Genomic DNA, 12,790 nt, shown 5'->3' on the forward strand with positions numbered 1-12,790 from the left:
AGGAACGATGTCGCGACACATCACAATGGTCGGGATAGCGGGATTCGAACCCACGACCTCCTCGTCCCGAACGAGGCGCGCTACCAAGCTGCGCTATATCCCGTGACCAGGAACTACTATAGCGATGGCGACGCGTTCTGAAAAATCGGTTCGGTCGACCAACTGCGAATGGAAGGAAGGTCTCATTGGCACTGACTGCCGGGAGCATCACGACAACTGCCCTCGACATCCTTTCACGATACGGATTGGGCGATCTGTCGATGCGCAGGCTCGCACGTGAGCTCGAGGTTCAGCCCTCCGCCCTGTATTGGCACGTCAAGGATAAACAGGAGCTCTTCGTCCTCATCGCCACACGGATGAACGCTGAGGTGGATGCGCGATGCCCGTCGACTTCTGACCCGCTTGTGGCTGCGATGGCGTTGAGAGACATCCTGCTCACATACCGTGACGGTGCTGAGATCATGTTGCTCGGATACTCGATTTCCCCCGGCGAAGTGACTCCTGGCGCGTTGAGCGTCGACGCATTGGGGCAGACGGTCTCCCAGGGTGTGATGGCACATGCACTGGGTGCCGTGGCGATCGAACAGAACCGCAGACTCTTCGGCATAGAGAATGACGATGCCGGTGAGAACTTCGCGATAATCGCGGCACGCCTCCTGCACGCTGGGAGCGACTGAACCAAGAATTCGTCTGTCTGCCTGCCATATGGCATACTGATCAAGCGCGTTCGGGAGTGTTGCTCCCGAGTTGCTGTGGGGCCTATAGCTCAGTTGGCTAGAGCATCTCGCTTACACCGAGAGGGTCGGGGGTTCAAGTCCCTCTGGGCCCACCCCTGCGCTGTGTCGCGACGTCGTTCCTACGCTGTCGCGACACATTTCTTTTTCCGACACAGGTCGGTCGCACTAACAACGCGTCAGATCCCGTCGACGGTCTCGATGACAGGGAATGGTCTGTCCGTGGCGTTGCCGGCTGCCTCCGAAGCGCGTCTGCCGATGGCGCTGGCGTGCAGTGTGGCTGCGGATACTAGGGGAGCCCGCATTCGGGGAGGCCGAGATAGGGCATCCTTTCCGCATTCCGGAGATTCCCTTCCCCATTTCATTCCCATTCGGGGTGCAAATGACTTCCTCCGTGATCCCAGTGGATTCACCAAAATGCAGGGCTCCTGGGCCCAAGGATGCTTGTCTGTTCAATTTCACGTATGTTCGACATGACAGTACAGCCGAATAGCCGCTACGCTGAACGCATATGCACACCAGTACTTTCACAGTACTGATTTGGGCTCTCGACACCCGGGTCCCACGATCTCAGCTTGGCCGAAGGAGCACGACAATGTCATCAGATGAACAGCTGACCGGAACTTGGGACCTTGATCCCCAACATGCCCGTCTCGGTTTCTCTGCCCGTCACTCAATGGTCAGCCGGGTGCGTGGTGCCTTCAACGTCGTTGAAGGAGTTGCGCACATTGATGCAGGCGATCTCTCGAAGACTGATGTGACCATCACGATTCAGACCGATAGTGTCGATACTCGAACCCCCGATCGTGATGCACACCTTCGCAGCGCCGACTTCTTCGACGTCGAGAAGTACCCGACGATCACGTTCGTCTCCACAGGAATCGATGAGGTCGAAGAGGGCAGTTATATCGTCAACGGAGATCTCACCATTCGGGACATCACTCGGAGCGTTTCGGTTCCCATTGAACTCCTGGGTGTTGACACCGATCAGAACGGTGCGTTGAGGGTCGGGTTCGAGGGTAAACGCCGAATTGACCGAAGGGACTGGGGAGTGAAATGGAACACACCTCTGGACTCTGGAGGCTTGCTCATCAGCGACAAGATCACATTGGAGTTCGAATTCTCACTGATCAAACGGTAGCCGGTCCGGCAGCAGGAGAAAAACGGCGATAGTCGGGTTCACAATTGCGCCTGGCTGCTGATCGCCATCTCAACCGCGCCGTCATCTTCCCACTCGAAGATTCTCAGCAGCTCATCCTCGGACACCGATACGCAGCCTGCTGTCTGCTGGCTGCCAGTGTTGACGTGGAGGAAGATCGCTGAACCCCTACCTGGCGTTGCGGCAGAGTTGAAGTCAATGACCTGGCCGTAGTCGTAGGCCGGACTCTGGTACATGGATTCCCCAGAGTAGCCCTCGGACTTCTTCTGCATGGTGTTGTAGTTCTTCACTGCGTCTCCGTCGACCCAGACATCGTCCTTGGTGACCGTGACGTATTCGGGCCCGTGGAACTGCTTCGGTTCTGTTTTCACTCCGAACCCGTAGCCCATGCTGTACACGCCGGAGGGAGTCATGCCGTCCCCCTCGCGCTTCTCTCCTGCCGCAGCGATGCCGTTGGAGCCGACATATCCGTCGACGTTCATCGCCGAATAGTACTGCCCGTCTCATTTCTCGCAGGCCTGCACCTCCGCTGTGGAGCCGCCGGTGCCCGAGACGGCAAGCACCTTCTCCGCTGTCGCTGTTGAACTGAGGGAACATGTGTCGCCGAGGTGATCCGGCTTGTCCGCGGAAGTGCCGTCGATCAGCCCGGCGCCGAGTCCCTGTGCAGCCTGATCTGTGGTTCCTGCGAACAAGCCACCTGCGACTAAGGCGACGGCGAAACTCGATGTCAGCCGGCGGCGCGTTCCGCGGGAGAGTGAATATACAGGTTTCATGATTGTCTCCTCTTCGTCGGATCCTCATCATCGGGGGAAGGACCTACATGCCCATTCGGGCCACGGACTTCAGGGCGACGCGGGCGGCGCCTCCTCCGCTATCTCCGGACCGGCCTCGGTGCCAGCCTTGTGATCGAGGTCCAGGTCCTGGTCTGTGCCGCGCCATTTCGCTATGCCGCGCATCACCTGATAGATGATGATCGCCGAGGCGGAACCCAGTGCAATGCCCTCGAACTGAAGGTCACCAGGAGTCCACGTGAAATTGGCGATCGCGACGATCAGAGCCACCGCTGCAGTGTTGAGGTTGATGGGGTTGGAGAAGTCGACCTTATTCTCCACCCAGATGCGCACACCCAGCATTCCGATCATCCCGTAGAGGACGGTCGCCGCTCCGCCGAGGACTCCAGGCGGGATGGTTGCGATGACCTCCCCGAACTTCGGCAACAGGCTCAGGATCAAGGCGATGACGCCTGCACACAGGTAGGCGGCCGTTGAGAAGATGCGAGTCGCCGCCATGACCCCGATGTTCTCCGCATAGGTCGTCGTGCCCGACCCTCCGCCTGACCCGGCGAGGACCGTGGAGAGCCCATCGGCGAACAGCGTGCGGCCCGTGATCGAATCAAGGTCACGTCCGGTCATGGCCGACACTGATTTCACGTGTCCGATGTTCTCGGCGATGAGGACGAAGACGACGGGGAGGAAGAGCCCCAGATAACCCAGGTCGAAGGCGGGAGCGTGGAATGCGGGCAGACCCACCCAATCAGCCTGACCAACAGTCGAGAAGTCGATCTGTCCCTGCACCCATGCGGCACCGTAGCCGACGAGGACGCCGATGAGGATGGACAGCCGGCCGAGCATTCCGCGAAACACCACACTGGTGACCAGGATGGTGGCTATCGTGATGAGCGCGGTCAGGGGAGCTTCCTTCACCCAGTCCCAGGCTGCGGGCGCCAGATTCAGCCCGATGAGAGCGACGATGGAACCGGTGACGACCGGCGGCATGGTGACCTCTATCCATCGCACCCCGGCGAAGTGAACGACGATACCCACCAGCGCGAGAGTCACGCCCACGGAGATGATGCCGCCCTGAGCCAGTGCCATGGCATGGGCGTCGAGGTCCTCACCCGAGGTGGCCGCGAACCCTGTGACGGCACCGATGGGCGCCAGCAGTCCGAAGGATGATCCCAGATAGGAGGGCATCATGCCTTTGGTGATGAGTAGGAACAGGAGTGTTCCGATTGCAGTGAAGAACAGTGTCGTCGAGGGAGGGAAGCCGGTGAGCAGCGGCACGAGGAATGTCGCTCCGAACATGGCGACGACGTGCTGGGCTCCGATTCCCACTGTCCGCGGCCAGCTCAGCCTTTCCTCGGGCAGAACGGTCTCACCAGGACGGATCGTCTTTCCATCCCCGTGCTGCCTCCAACCCGACTTGCCGTCAAAGGGGCTGGATGCCGGTGTCGCCTCGTTGGGGGATGCCACCACTCGTCTCCTCATCCGCCCACCCGAAGGCGGCGGCGTCTGTTCGTCATGCATTCTCTGCCGTGAGCAGTCTATTCGTTTTCACCCACCCTGCATGAGCCGACCCAGCCAAGCCCTGATACTCTATTGAACACCGTTCAGGAGCGTGTGCCTGCACCGAACGCTCATCTGCCGCAAAGAGGAGAATCCACCGATGACCAACTGGTTCGACAGCCTTGCCGACTCGATTCTCGATGGGGGCGTGATCACCGAGGGACAGGCGGTGGCAATGCTGGCAACGTCCGACGCCGACCTGCTTGAGCTCGTGGCCGCCGGATCCAGACTCAGACGCACGCACTTCGGTATGACCATCAAGCTCAACTACCTGGTCAACCTCAAATCGGGCCTGTGCCCCGAAAGCTGCAGCTATTGTTCGCAGGCCCTTGGATCGGCGGCACCGATCCTGAAGTACTCGTGGCTGAAAACCGACGAGGCGGTGAAGCAGGCAGATATCGGGATCCGCGGAGGCGCCTCTCGGGTCTGCCTGGTCGCCAGTGGACGAGGACCGGGGAATCGAGACGTCGAACGCGTCAATGACATCGTCACACGACTCAAAGACGCTCATGACGACGTCGAGGTCTGCGCATGCCTGGGAATCCTCAAGGACGGTCAGGCAGAGTCCCTCTTGGAGGCCGGTGTCGATGCCTACAATCACAACATCAACACCGCTGAGTCGTTTCACGACACCATTGTGAAGTCCCACACCTACACCGATCGGACGAACACGGTCGCCAAGGCGAAATCGGCCGGACTCTCTCCGTGCAGCGGGCTCATCGTCGGCCTGGGCGAAAGCGACGAACAGGTCGTCGAAGCCCTGTTCGCGCTGCGTGAGCTCGACTCCGACTCGATCCCCATCAACTTCCTGGTCCCCTTCGACGGAACGCCCATGGAGGGACAATGGAATCTCACTCCCGCCCAATGTCTGCGAATCGTCGTCACAGCACGATTCGTATGTCCCGACAAGGAGATCCGCCTCGCCGGTGGGCGAGAGATCCACCTCCGGTCGCTGCAGGCCCAGGCGCTGCACGTGGCGAACTCAATCTTCCTCGGCGACTACCTCACAGCGGAGGGACAGGCCGCCGAAGACGACATCGCGCTCATCCGAGATAATGGGTTCACCATCATCGGCCAGGAGGCTGGTCCCGATGCCTCACGCCCTCCCACGATCAGGGCTCGGGGCGCGGGCACCACGCAGGGCGCCAACGCGTGAGGGCGACCCTGGCACCAATTCGCGGCCGGAACCTGGTCTGAGGTTCAGGCCTCGCGCAGCTGACGTTTGAGGATCTTGCCTGCGGAGTTCTTGGGCAGTTCGGCCACGAAGTCGACTCGCTTTGGCACCTTGAATCCAGCCAGACGGTCCTTGACATGGGTGAGCACATCCGCCTCGGTGATCTCGGGCTGGTCGGATTTGACGACGACGAAAGCGGTGACGGCTTCGATCCATTTCTCATCTGCGACCCCGACGACGGCCACCTCGGCGACCTGGGGGAGTTCGAAGATTGCGTCCTCGACCTGTCGACTGGCCACAAGCACGCCGCCGGTGTTGATGACATCCTTGACTCGGTCGATGACCTCGATGAAACCGGATTCGTCCACCGTGACGAGGTCACCGGAATGGAACCAGCCGTTGTCGAAGGCTTCAGCGGTTGCCTCGGGCCGATCCCAGTAGCCTTCGCACAGCTGCGGCGAGCGGTAGAGGATCTCGCCCTGTTCCCCGACGCCGACATCGTTTCCGGTGCTGTCGACGACGCGGGTCTCGACGAAGAAGACGGGTCTGCCGGCCGAGGAGGCGTGGTCATCGTGTTCCTCGGGCCGCAGCACGGTGCACAGGGGCCCCATCTCGGATTGGCCGAAGCAGTTGTAGAAGCCGAGCTTCGGCAGACGCTGCCGAAGCTTCCCAAGCACCGGTCCGGGCATGATCGAGGCGCCGTAGTAGGCCTTGCGCAGGCTCTCCAGGTTACGGGTGTCGAGGTCCGGGCTGTTGGCCAGGGCGACCCATACCGTGGGGGCCGCGAAGAAGGAGTTGATCTCGCGTTCTTCGAAGATCGCCAGCAGCTGCTCGGGAACAGGTGCGGGCACGACGATGTTGTGCGCCCCGATGGACAGCAGAGGAATCAGAAAGACGTGCATCTGCGCCGAGTGATACAGCGGAAGAGCGTGGACGACGCGGTCAGTGGGTGCGAAATCGAGGCTCATCAGCGATGACATGTATTCGTGCACGAGTGCACGGTGGGTCATGATCGCTCCCTTGGGCGCCGAGGTGGTGCCCGAGGTGTAGAGCAGCTGTGCGACGTCGGTGTCCGCGACGTCGAATTCGCCAGGAGCGGCCGGAGCAGTGTCCGTGGCGGTGGCAGTTTCAAGGAGCGTGGCGAAGTCCCTGACCTGTACGGCGGCACCGGTCGGCGTTGCGCTGACTGCGTCGAGGAGATCGGCATCGGCGAAAGCGAACTTCGCTCCGGAGTTTTCCAGAATGTAGTTGAGCTCGTCGTTCTTGAGCTGATAGTTCACCGGCACATGGATGAGACCGGCGCGAGCACATCCGAGGTAGAGGAGGAGATAGAGATCTGAGTTCTTCCCGTAGGCGGCGACGCGATCACCCTTCTGCGCTCCGAGGGCTACGAGTTCACGCGCGACGGCCGTGACCGCAGAGTCCAGGCTGGAATAGGTCCAGGTGCGGTCGCCGAACTCGACGGCGATGTCGTCGCCGAAACGTCCCGCGCTGCGACGCGCGATATCGGCGACGGTCGAGGAGAAGTGAAGATCGGGCGACGGTGTGGTCGATGCATTCGTAGTCATGGCCCAAATCTATAGCCGAAGGATCGCCGGGTGAACCGCGTCTCACATATTTTCCCGGTGTCCCAGACAATTCTGTGTTGCGAAGTCGCTCCCGCTGAGGCCCCGTGGTGACCAGCGCCTGACCGCTGCTGCTCGGATGTAATACTGTGGTGGCATGAGATACCCGAAGGTCAGTGAGTGTGTGGACGTCTTCGAAACACTGTGGCCTGCGGCCCTGGCTGAGAGCTGGGATTCGGTGGGGCTGGCCGTGGGGGATCCCGATGCCGAGGTCCGTTCTATCCTGCTCGCACTCGACCCCATGGACGCGGTCATCGCCGAGGCGGTGGTGCTGGGCTCGGACCTCGTGTTCAACCATCATCCGCTCATGCTCAAACCTGTGAAGTCCGTCAATGCCGCAACCCTGAAGGGCGGCGCCGTTCACACCCTGATCAGCAATGACATCGCCTTGTTCAACGCCCACACGAATGCGGATTCGGCGCGTGGGGGAGTCTCGGATGCGCTCATCTCCCTGCTCGGCATCGAGGACGCAGTCCCACTCGTCCCTCATGCTGAGGGATCGAGCACCGGCATCGGCCGCGTCGGAGACCTCCCCACGCCGACGCCCGTCCGCGATATCGCCCGCACTCTCTCGAACCGTCTGCCGCGGACGACGACGGGTGTGCGCATCGCCGGCGACCCGGCCGCAGCCGTGACCCGAGTCGCCGTCTGCGGTGGAGCGGGGGACTCCCTGTTCGACGAGGTCAGGGCCAGCGGCGCAGATGTCTACATCACCGCTGACCTTCGCCACCATCCCGCCACCGAGGCCCGCGACACCGCCAATAGGCAGGGAGGTCGACCACAGCTCATCGATGTCTCCCATTGGGCGTCGGAGACCGTCTGGCTCACCGCGGCCGCGGAACAGCTGGAGACCGAATTCGCCGAGCGCGGATTCAGCATCGCCCTGCAGCATTCGGCGGTCAACACCGATCCCTGGGTCGAACGCTATTGACTCTCTGCACACGACCCCTGACGCCTCGATGACAAGGAACCCAGAATGCTGATCACCGCCGAACAACGCACAGAACTCGAGTCACTCATCGAACTCGCCTCCCACGGACGCGCGCTGCGACACGAGCACGACAATCCCACCCAAGCGTCGGCGTTGAAGGACCTCGTGTCTTCGCACAAAGAGCTCGAGGCCAAGAAGACCGAGGCCGCCGAGGTGGTGGAGAAGTTCCGTACCGACGTTGCCGAGCATGCCGCGGCCATCGAATCGCAGAACGCTCAGATCAAGAAGAAGACTCTCGAACTCAACGACGGAACCGGACTGACCAGCCGAGATCTCGTGAATCTGCAGGGCGAGATCTCCGGCCATGAGGAACGGGTCGCTGAACTCGAGGAGGCTGAGCTCGGTTCCATGGAGGAACTCGAATCCGCTGAGGCCGTTCTCTCAGAGGTGGAGTCCTCCCTCGCCGAGGTGATCGCCTCCGGCCGTACCATGCAGAAGTCCATCAAGGACCGCAAGGCGGAGTTGGCCGCGGAGCTTGAGGCCAACAGTGCCTCGGCGCAGAAGCTGAAGGCCGACCTGCCCGAGGCATTAGTTCGACAGTTTGACCAGAATGTCGCTGCGGGCGGGCCCGGGGCTGCGATCCTGAACGGGCCGAACTGCCAAGCCTGTGGCCAGGAGATCAGCGGCATGGCATGGAAGGGCATGCTGCTCGAGGACCCGAATCAGACCTATGAGTGCGAGGAGTGCGAGGCGGTTCTGCTGCGCAAAGGCTGAGGCGAGCCCACGGACTGTGACTGACCTCTGAGAGCTGCAGGGCCTCAGTCGCGCAGCACGATCGTCAGCGCCGCCGGTCGGCTCTTGGCATGCGGGGTGAACTCGACCTCATAGGACTCTTCGGCCCGTGAGAGCAGATCCGCAGAGCTTGTCGGCAGCTCACGCTCGTCTGCGAGCAGTCGGCCGACGAGCTCGCCGCGATAGTACTTCGCCCAATGGGAGACCACGCTGCGTTTGGTGCCGTTGACCTTGACTGCGCCCAGGGTCACGACCTGCTCATGCGGGCCCGGCCAAGCGGCTCGGTAGTCGCTGGAGCGGCAGTCGAGGATCACCTCGGCGGGGTCGATCGTGAATGATTTGGCCAGGACCGGCTTCCACCACGAAGACAGCTTTCCGAGGGTGCCCAGGTCCGTCTTCATCGCCAGCCGATAGGCGGGGATCGGATCGAGACCGTTGACTTGGCCGAAGAGTGCCGAGAACACGTGGACGTTGCGCAGCCGCTGCGCCAGGGTCTCGTCGGCCATGGCATCGGCAACGAGGTCCGGGGCGCCCATCGCTTCGTAGAGGACTCCGGAGTACGTCTGCAGGGCCGGGGCGCACGGGATGGTGTCGAGACTGATATTGCGTTCGACGTCGGCTGAGAGTGAGGCTCCCACGCCCAACTGACCCAGCGCGTCTTTTCTTTTGGAGACCTTCTGCAGGGCACTCAGGACCTTCTTGCGCTGCGGGTTGAGATCCGGTGCCGAAAGTCCTGGGAGGTTGAGTGGGGAACCCGAATTCGCGGGAGTCTTACCTTCTGAGGGCGGCAATAGGATCTTCACCTCACCATCGTAGGTCCCAACCCTTGGGCCTCGAATCGCCGTCCACGTTAGATTCATCACTGCTGGCTCATCGCCGCGACGAAGGGTCCCGGCGATGAGGGTAGACTTCTGTACTCGAGGACAGGTCACCAGACGGTCGCGGCTCTTTCACGAGGGCTGAGGAACGTCCGGGCTCCACAGAGCAGGGATGGTGGGTAACACCCACCCGGGGTAACCCGCGGGCCAGTGCAACAGAGAGCAGACCGCCCAGTTCCGACTGGGTAAGGGTGAAACGGTGGTGTAAGAGACCACCAGGGTGCCGGGTGACCGGCACCGCTGGGTAAACCCCATCCGGAGCAAGATCAGACAGGCGACGTTCGAGGCTGCTCGCCGAGTCGTCGGGTGGATTGCTCGAGGCCGGTGGCAACATCGGTCCCAGATAGATGACCGTCCGTCGAGAAGGGCAACCGACTCGATGACAGAACCCGGCGTATCGGTGGCCTGTCCTCACCTCACGTCTGGCGGTCGCGACGTCTGGCAGTCGCGTCAGATCTAGGCCGACCCCTTCTTCACTTTGGCCTTGCCGTTGTTGGCAGCCAGAATGGCGGCACCGACGATGCCGGCATTGTTGAACAGCTTCGCCGGCCGCAGCTCGGCGCGGGTGCTGATCAGATGCAGGAACTCTGCATGCGATTTCGAGATGCCTCCGCCGATGAGGATCACATCGGGGGCCACCAGAAGTTCGACCTGCGAATAGTACTGCTGCAACCGCTGAGCCCACTCCACGTAGCTGAGATCCTCGCGCACCTTGACCGATTCAGCTGCCTGGGTCTCCGCGTCCCGGCCGTTCATCTCGATGTGTCCCAGCTCCGTGTAGGGCACCAGACGCCCCTGGGTGAAGAGTGCTGTTCCGATGCCGGTGCCCAGGGTCGTCAGCAGCACTGTCTTCTTCCGGTATCTGCGACCGGCACCGAAGGTCATCTCGGCCAGTCCTGCCGCGTCCGCGTCGTTCATGATGTAGAAGCGCCGGCCGGTGTGTTCGGTGAGGATCGCGGTGATGTTCGACCCGATCCATGACTGGTCGAGGTTCGCGGCGTAGTCCACATGGTCATCACGGACAACGCCGGGGAACCCGCAGCCGATCGGCAGAGCGTCCAGAGCAGATCTGTCATCGACGACTCCCAACTCGAGCGCCTTGGACACGAGGAGTTCGACCACCTGTGTGATCGCCTCGGCCACAGCGACAGGGGAGCTGGGCTTGGGGGTGAGCACCCGCGCCCGCTTGAACGCCAGATTGCCGGTCTCCGTGTCGACGAGCGCGGATTTGATTCCCGTTCCGCCCACGTCGACTCCAATGGCGAAGCGTCCCTGCTGATCGTCTGTCATCTCAGTCCTGTCGGGTCATGGGCCCTGCAGCGATGGCTGCATCGGCATCGGGGAGGGTGAGGATGTCGGCACCGGTCTCGGTGACGACAAGTGTGTGTTCGAACTGGGCGGAGCGCTTCCGGTCCTTGGTGACCACTGTCCAGGCATCGTCCCAGACGTCCCAGTCGACGGTTCCGAGGTTGAGCATCGGTTCGATGGTGAAGATCATCCCCGGTTCCATCACCTCGGCGTGGGCGGGCGCGGCGTCGTAGTGGGGAACGATGAGACCGGTATGGAACTCCCGTCCCACCCCGTGTCCGCTGTAGTCACGGACGACTCCGTAGTCGAAGCGCTTGGCATACTTCTCGATGACTCGACCGATGACGTTGATCTCGCGGCCCGGTTTGACGGCTTTGATTCCGCGCATCGTGGCCTCCCACGTCCGCTCCACGAGCAGTCGGGACTCGTCATCGACCTCGCCGGCATAGAAGGTGTAGTTCGTGTCTCCATGCATGCCCTCGATGTAGGCGGTGATGTCGACATTGACGATGTCCCCGTCGGCGATGACCGTCGAGTCGGGGATGCCGTGACAGATCACCTCGTTGAGCGATGTGCACACGGACTTCGGGAATCCGCGATAGCCCAGTGTCGAAGGATAGGCACCGTGGTCGCACATGTACTCATGGGCGACTCGGTCGATCGCATCGGTAGTCACTCCGGGTTCGATCATGTCACCCACAACGGCCAGAGCGTTCGCCGCGATACTGCCCGCCACGCGGACCTTCTCGATCTCCTCGGCGGAGTAGAAGTTGCTGCCCCTGCCTTCGTCGGCATCGGCGCGACCGACGTATTCGGGTCGGGTGATGTTCTGGGGGACACCCAGTTCAGGAGAGATGGTTCCGGGCGTGAGCAGGCGAGGCATATCAGTCATGGTGACTTCGATTCTAGAGCGGTTGAGCCCCGATATTCCACAATTGCGCTGTCTGCCGGTGCGAGGGGGCCATCGGAGAGGAATTAGAGTGGAGACAGGTATTGTCGCCTGCGTGTGCGACGACAGGTTGCAACAATGGACGAGACGAAACGGAAGGGGAAATGATGAACGAGCAGACTGCCTCGGTCGGTCCCGAGTTCTCCGGTCTCAGCGATGTGGTGAGTCTGACGAGCGCACCCCAGCAGATCGCGGACCACATCCTCTCCGGCATCGCCGTGGGCGCGCTTCCCGAAGGCACCCTGCTGCCCGGTGAACGAGCCCTTGCCGCCGATCTTCAGGTCTCACGCTCGAGTGTGCGCGCGGCACTGCTGCGGCTGGAGCGGCTCGGGGTCGTCGAACGGCGGCGTGGGCGCGGCGGCGGAACTTTCGTGTCCAGCGCGGAACCGACGGCTCTTGCCCCGATGGCCGATCGCATCGGTGAGTTCCATGCCGAACGCAGAAATCTTCTCGATGCCCGTGCGATCTTTCAGAACAGTCTGGCCGCGACTGCGGCTCTGCGGCGAACCGAGGAAGAGCTCACGGAGCTCCGGGAGTTGGCACAGAGGTATTCTGAACGCGCCGAGGCAGGTGTGGCCAGAACGGCTGACGCGCAGTTCCACTTCGCCATCGCTCGAGCCGGGCACAATCCCGAGCTCGCACGCATGGCCATCGATATCGACACCAGGATCAACGCGGGCTTCCGCCACGACCCCTTCTCCCACAAGCTCTTCGACCATGCGGTGGCCGATCACGCAGCCATCGTCGAGGCGATCGCCGACCAAGATGCGAATGCCGCCGGCCAGCTGTGCGAGGAGCACTTCCGGTCGACGACGATGCCGCCGGCCAGCTGAGACCATACCGGCTCCGCCCCGGCTTCCAGCGCCCGTCTTCTACGCGTCCAGGGCTGCCCTGG

Annotated in this window: 14 protein-coding genes, 2 tRNA genes and 1 other RNA gene; 8 read left to right on the forward strand and 9 right to left on the reverse strand. The window is 62.0% G+C overall.

Annotation, left to right across the window (positions count from 1 at the left end):
- Positions 1-26: 26 nt before the first annotated feature.
- Positions 27-103 (reverse strand) — tRNA-Pro (locus tag FO013_RS05630).
- An 82-nt stretch (positions 104-185) separates the two neighbouring features.
- On the opposite strand from FO013_RS05630, the gene FO013_RS05635 reads away from it, so the two are divergent.
- Complete coding sequence (locus FO013_RS05635) at positions 186-677, forward strand: TetR family transcriptional regulator (protein ID WP_143921599.1); 492 nt, start codon at positions 186-188, stop codon at positions 675-677.
- Between the two features lie 78 nt (positions 678-755).
- Positions 756-829, forward strand: a tRNA-Val gene (locus FO013_RS05640).
- 84 nt (positions 830-913) lie between these two features.
- Here FO013_RS05640 and FO013_RS22790 read toward each other — a convergent pair.
- A complete protein-coding gene (locus tag FO013_RS22790; protein WP_260848011.1) occupies positions 914-1,039 on the reverse strand; it encodes a hypothetical protein in 126 nt (41 codons plus the stop codon).
- 290 nt (positions 1,040-1,329) lie between these two features.
- Between FO013_RS22790 and FO013_RS05645 the strand changes: the two genes are divergently transcribed.
- Positions 1,330-1,875 carry a YceI family protein gene (locus tag FO013_RS05645; RefSeq protein ID WP_143921600.1) on the forward strand — a complete coding sequence of 182 codons (546 nt, stop codon included), beginning with the start codon at positions 1,330-1,332 and terminating at the stop codon, positions 1,873-1,875.
- Between the two features lie 38 nt (positions 1,876-1,913).
- Here FO013_RS05645 and FO013_RS05650 read toward each other — a convergent pair whose 3' ends face one another.
- The 3 genes from FO013_RS05650 to FO013_RS05660 form a co-directional block, all read right to left on the reverse strand.
- The gene (locus tag FO013_RS05650) at positions 1,914-2,375 is read right to left on the reverse strand and encodes a L,D-transpeptidase family protein (RefSeq protein ID WP_143921601.1); all 462 of its coding nucleotides are present in this window, start codon (positions 2,373-2,375) and stop codon (positions 1,914-1,916) included.
- 21 nt (positions 2,376-2,396) lie between these two features.
- On the reverse strand, positions 2,397-2,666 hold the full coding sequence (locus FO013_RS05655; RefSeq protein WP_143921602.1) for a hypothetical protein: 270 nt from the start codon (positions 2,664-2,666) through the stop codon (positions 2,397-2,399).
- A 69-nt stretch (positions 2,667-2,735) separates the two neighbouring features.
- Entirely contained in the window at positions 2,736-4,007 is a 1,272-nt protein-coding gene (locus tag FO013_RS05660; RefSeq protein ID WP_395949466.1) for a uracil-xanthine permease family protein, read from the reverse strand.
- Between the two features lie 331 nt (positions 4,008-4,338).
- On the opposite strand from FO013_RS05660, the gene bioB reads away from it, so the two are divergent.
- Entirely contained in the window at positions 4,339-5,394 is a 1,056-nt protein-coding gene (bioB, locus tag FO013_RS05665; RefSeq protein ID WP_143921603.1) for a biotin synthase BioB, read from the forward strand.
- A 44-nt stretch (positions 5,395-5,438) separates the two neighbouring features.
- Here bioB and FO013_RS05670 read toward each other — a convergent pair whose 3' ends face one another.
- Positions 5,439-6,980 carry a fatty acyl-CoA synthetase gene (locus FO013_RS05670; protein WP_143921604.1) on the reverse strand — a complete coding sequence of 514 codons (1,542 nt, stop codon included), beginning with the start codon at positions 6,978-6,980 and terminating at the stop codon, positions 5,439-5,441.
- Positions 6,981-7,134: 154 nt separating this feature from the next.
- Between FO013_RS05670 and FO013_RS05675 the strand changes: the two genes are divergently transcribed.
- Together FO013_RS05675 and FO013_RS05680 are read left to right on the forward strand one after the other, a co-directional pair.
- Complete coding sequence (locus tag FO013_RS05675; RefSeq protein ID WP_143921605.1) at positions 7,135-7,968, forward strand: Nif3-like dinuclear metal center hexameric protein; 834 nt, start codon at positions 7,135-7,137, stop codon at positions 7,966-7,968.
- 45 nt (positions 7,969-8,013) lie between these two features.
- A complete protein-coding gene (locus FO013_RS05680) occupies positions 8,014-8,742 on the forward strand; it encodes a zinc ribbon domain-containing protein (RefSeq protein ID WP_143921606.1) in 729 nt (242 codons plus the stop codon).
- A gap of 44 nt (positions 8,743-8,786) precedes the next feature.
- Here the strand turns inward: FO013_RS05680 and FO013_RS05685 are convergent, their stop codons facing one another.
- Complete coding sequence (locus FO013_RS05685; RefSeq protein ID WP_260848012.1) at positions 8,787-9,563, reverse strand: YaaA family protein; 777 nt, start codon at positions 9,561-9,563, stop codon at positions 8,787-8,789.
- 120 nt (positions 9,564-9,683) lie between these two features.
- On the opposite strand from FO013_RS05685, the gene rnpB reads away from it, so the two are divergent.
- Positions 9,684-10,051, forward strand: an RNA gene (gene rnpB, locus FO013_RS05690) — RNase P RNA component class A.
- Between the two features lie 43 nt (positions 10,052-10,094).
- Here rnpB and ppgK read toward each other — a convergent pair.
- Entirely contained in the window at positions 10,095-10,928 is an 834-nt protein-coding gene (gene ppgK / locus FO013_RS05695; protein ID WP_143921607.1) for a polyphosphate--glucose phosphotransferase, read from the reverse strand.
- 1 nt (position 10,929) lies between these two features.
- Positions 10,930-11,838, reverse strand: a complete 909-nt coding sequence (gene map, locus FO013_RS05700) for a type I methionyl aminopeptidase (RefSeq protein ID WP_143921608.1) — start codon at positions 11,836-11,838, stop codon at positions 10,930-10,932.
- Positions 11,839-12,002: 164 nt separating this feature from the next.
- Between map and FO013_RS05705 the strand changes: the two genes are divergently transcribed.
- Entirely contained in the window at positions 12,003-12,728 is a 726-nt protein-coding gene (locus FO013_RS05705; RefSeq protein ID WP_143921609.1) for a FadR/GntR family transcriptional regulator, read from the forward strand.
- Positions 12,729-12,790 lie beyond the last annotated feature (62 nt).

This window comes from Brevibacterium aurantiacum, assembly GCF_007558825.1.
GTDB classification, from domain to species: Bacteria; Actinomycetota; Actinomycetes; order Actinomycetales; family Brevibacteriaceae; genus Brevibacterium; species Brevibacterium aurantiacum_A.